This is a genomic window from Subtercola sp. RTI3, from assembly GCF_035018625.1.
GTDB classification, from domain to species: domain Bacteria; phylum Actinomycetota; class Actinomycetes; order Actinomycetales; family Microbacteriaceae; genus Subtercola; species Subtercola vilae.
Genome location: NZ_JASJXO010000102.1, coordinates 1 through 4,391, shown reverse-complemented (window position 1 = coordinate 4,391; position 4,391 = coordinate 1). Strand labels below are relative to the sequence as shown.

At 67.7% G+C, this 4,391-nt stretch carries 2 protein-coding genes; both read right to left on the bottom strand.

Annotated elements, in window-relative coordinates; genetic code table 11:
• Window positions 1-3,670, bottom strand: a 3,670-nt coding sequence (gene mfd, locus QN358_RS18660) for a transcription-repair coupling factor (RefSeq protein WP_323513254.1), incomplete at its 3' end; no start/stop codon positions are given.
• Between the two features lie 60 nt (window positions 3,671-3,730).
• Window positions 3,731-4,324: an aminoacyl-tRNA hydrolase gene (gene pth, locus QN358_RS18655; protein ID WP_323513253.1), complete on the bottom strand. Its 594-nt coding sequence runs from the start codon at window positions 4,322-4,324 to the stop codon at window positions 3,731-3,733.
• Window positions 4,325-4,391: the final 67 nt, after the last annotated feature.

Sequence of the window (4,391 nt, the reverse complement as noted above, 5' to 3'; positions counted from 1 at the left end):
GGGCGGAGGCGGGCGCGAGGGCGGGGGCCGGGAAGAGGGCAGCGAGCAGGTTCTCGACCCAGGTGATGAGCTGGGCATCCGGAAGCGGCTCGCCGTTCACGACGGGCATCGGAACGCTGAGCGCCGAGGCCGCTGCGAAATACTTGGCCGCGGGGTACATACGCTTCAACCGCACCTGGATGGAGTCGGGCAGGTTCGCGGGCGCCACGCGCAGGTTCGACCCCATCGCGACGACCTCGCTGAGCCCGGTGCGCTGAGCGAGCCGGCGCAGCTTCGACACCGTGATGAGGTTGGTCACCTGCTCGGGCGGCTCGCCGTAGCGGTCGGTGAGTTCTTCGAGTACCTGGTCGATCTGGCCGTCGGCAGAGGCGGGCGACGACGCGGTCGACAGCTTCTGGTAAGCCTCGAGGCGAAGCCGCTCGCTGTCGACGTACTCTTCGGGGATGCGCGCATCGACGGGCAGCTCGAGCCGCAGCTCGGTCTGGCCCTCGGCCACGTCGCCGCGGAAGGTCGACACCGCTTCGCCGATCATGCGCAGGTACAGGTCGAACCCGACCCCGGCGATGTGCCCCGACTGTTCGCCGCCGAGCAGGTTGCCGGCCCCGCGAATCTCGAGGTCTTTCAGCGCGACCTGCATTCCCGACCCGAGCTCGTTGTTCGCCGCGATGGTCGACAGCCGGTCGTGCGCGGTCTCGGAGAGCGGCTTGTTCTCGTCGTACAGGAAGTAGGCGTACGCGCGTTCGCGCCCGCGCCCGACCCGCCCGCGCAACTGGTGCAGCTGCGAGAGCCCGTACTTGTCGGCACGGTCGATGATCAGGGTGTTGGCGTTCGGGATGTCGAGCCCGGTCTCGATGATCGTGGTCGAGACCAGAACGTCGAATTTGCGCTCCCAGAAGTCGACGATGACCTGCTCGAGTACATGCTCGGGCAGTTGGCCGTGGGCAACAGCGATGCGGGCATCCGGAACCAGCTCGGCGATGTGCGCCGCAACTCGGCTGATCGACTGCACCCGGTTGTGCACGAAGAACACTTGCCCCTCGCGCAGCATTTCGCGGTGGATGGCCGCCGCAATCTGCTTGTCGCTGTTGGGCCCCACGTACGTGAGAATCGGGTGCCGATCTTCGGGCGGCGTGGCCAGGGTCGACATCTCACGGATGCCCGTGACCGCCATTTCGAGCGTGCGAGGGATGGGCGTGGCGCTCATCGACAGAATGTCGACGTTGGTCTTCAGCTTCTTCAGTCTGTCTTTGTGTTCGACGCCGAACCGCTGCTCTTCGTCGATGATGACCAGGCCGAGGTCTTTGAAGACCATCGACTCGGTGAGGATGCGATGGGTTCCGATGACCATGTCGATGGTGCCATCTGCGAGGCCCTTGATGGTCTCGCGGGCCTCCTTGTCGCTCTGAAACCGCGAAAGCGCGCGGGTGTGCACGGGAAACCCAGCGAATCGTTCGGAGAAGGTCTCGAGGTGCTGGCGAACGAGCAGCGTGGTGGGCACCAGCATGGCAACCTGCTTGCCCTCCTGGATCGCCTTGAACGCGGCACGCACGGCGACCTCGGTCTTGCCGAAGCCCACGTCGCCGGCGAGCAGTCGATCCATCGGGATGGGCCGCTCCATGTCGGCCTTGACCTCGTCGATGGTGGTGAGCTGGTCGGGCGTCTCGGCGAAGGGGAAGGCCTCTTCGAGCTCACGCTGCCACGGCGTGTCGGGCCCGAAGGCGTAGCCGCGCGACGCCATGCGGGCGCTGTACAGCTTCACGAGTTCGACGGCGATGTCGCGTACGGCCTTGCGGGCCTTCGACTTCGCAGCCGACCAGTCGCTGCCGCCCATCTTCGACAGCGGCGGTGCCTCTCCCCCGACGTAACGCGTCAGCAGGTCGAGCTGGTCGGTGGGAACGTAAAGTTTGTCGCCCGGGTAACCGCGCTTCGACGGCGCGTATTCGATCAGCAGGTATTCGCGTGTGGTCTTCACGGGGTTGCGGCCGCCGCTTGACACCTCGCGCTGCGTGAGTTCGATGAACCGACCGATGCCGTGCGTCTGATGCACCACCACGTCGCCGGCTTTCAGCTGCAAAGGATCGACGACGTTCTTGCGGCGCGTCGCCAGCCTCTTGACCTGGCGCGAGTCGTACCCGGCGGTGCGGCCGTAGAACTCCGACTCGCTGATGAGCGCGAGCTTCGTCTGCGGCAGCTCGAAACCGCTCTCGACAGTGGCCTTCACGAGGTATGCGATGCCGGGTTCGGGGTCGGCGGGAAACTCGTCGACGACCCGGGCGGCGAGTTCGTGCTCGCCCAGCACATCGGCAGCCCGCTCGACCAGGCCGCTGCCGGCGGCCACGACAGCCACCGTCCAGCCATCGCGCAGGCGCGCGGCGACGTGTTCGAGGGCGCCGTCGACGTTGCCCTGAAAGCTCGGCACTGCGTCGGCCGCGATTCGCACGTAGTGCGCGTCTGTGTCGACGATGGCCTGCAGGTGTTCGTCGACGGATGCTGTACCGCTGTCGAACGTGCTGAAAGTCCACCACGGGCGCTTCGACCCCGCGGCCGCCCGCAGGTCGTTCAGCGTGATGAATTCGCCCGACGCAAGGTCGATCGGAGCCTCGGCCCCGGCCGTCGCAGCGTTCCACGCGGCCGACAGAAACTCGCGGTTCGTCTCGGTGAGACTCACCGCCCGGCTCGCCACCCGCTCGGGTGAGATGACGGCGATGGCCGCACCCGCCGGCAGGTAGTGCGTCACCGTCACGAGCCGGTCGAGCAGCGCCGGGGCGAGGCTCTCCATGCCCTCGACCGGAATGCCCTGCGAGATCTTCTCGAGCAGCCCCGCGAGACTCGGAAACTCGTGCTGCATCTCCCGCGCCCGCTGCCGCACGGGCTCGCTCAGCAGCAGTTCGCGGCTCGGCGGCAGCTCGACGCTGTCGAACGCCACGTCGAGCGATCGCTGGTCGGCCACAGAGAAGCCGCGGATCTCCTCGATCTCATCCCCGAAGAAATCGACCCGCACCGGATGCTCGGCCACCGCCGGGAACACATCGAGAATGCCGCCCCGCACCGCGAACTCACCGCGCCGGGTCACCATGTCGACCCGGGAGTACGCGAGTTCGACAAGATCGGTGGTGAGCTTGGCGAGGTCGTACCCACGCCCGCTCTTCACGAGCCGCACGGGCTCCTGCACGGCGAGGTTGTCGGCCAACGGCTGCAGCGCGGCACGCACCGACGCCACCACGATGAGCGGCCGGGGCCGAACGGGAACTTCGCCTGCCGGGGCGATTGCCGCGCGCACCGACGGTACCCCCGCAGCATCGGCCGCGGCCGTCTCGGCCGACCACGCAGCGAGTCGCCGCAGCGCCGCGATGCGCTTGCCCACGATCTCGGCGCTCGGGCTCAGACGTTCGTGCGGCAGTGTCTCCCACGCCGGAAACTCGAGCACCTCGGCTTCGGGAGCAAGCGACCCGAGACTCGCGCGGAGCCCCTCGGAGTCGCGCCCGGTCGCGGTGACAACGAGCATCACCTGCGGCAGAGAGTCGGCCGCGCGCTGCGAAAGCAGCGCGGACAGCAGCGGGGCTCGGAGCCCATCGGTGAGCGAGAAGTCGGCGTCGCGGCCGGCCTCTGCCACGGCGCTGTCGAACGTGGAGGCGCGCAAGAGCGCTGCGATCAAACCCTGAAGTATCACTGAACCAATTCTACGGGCCCCCACCGACACCCGCACGGGGTCAGACGCAGGCCGCGCGACTCACGCCGGCGGTGGCGCGTGAAACTGCTGCTGCGCAGCCGTGAGCCCGTCGGCCGCAATCTTCACCACGGCGTCGGCCGCGTCTGCAAGCAGGATGGGCAGGTTCTGCCGCTCGGTCGACGAGAAGTCGCGCAGCACGAAGTCGGCCGCGTTCTGGCGGCCGGGAGGCCGGCCGATACCCACCCGCACCCGGGCGAAGTCGCCGGTGCCGGCCGCCGCGATGATGTCGCGAATGCCGTTGTGCCCGCCGTGCCCGCCGCCGAACTTCAGACGCAGGGTGTCGAATGGGATGTCGAGTTCGTCGTGCACGACGATGAGCTGCGACGGCTCGAGCGAGTAGTACGAGAGCAGCCCGGCGGCGGGGCCACCGGAGTTGTTCATGAAACTGTTCGGCTTCGCCAGAATGAAACGGGGGCCGCCCGGAGTGCTCCGACCCTCGGCCACGCGAGCGTTGGCCTTGTGCGACCTGAAGGGGGCCGAGAGGCGCCCGGCCAGATCATCCAGAACCATCTGCCCCACGTTGTGGCGATTGCCGGCGTATTCGGGCCCGGGATTGCCGAGCCCGATGACGAGCCACGTGTCAGTTGCAGCCACAGCTGTCACCGAACCCTTCTGGCGCGATCACGCCGGTGAAACCCAAACCTGTCTCTTATACACATCT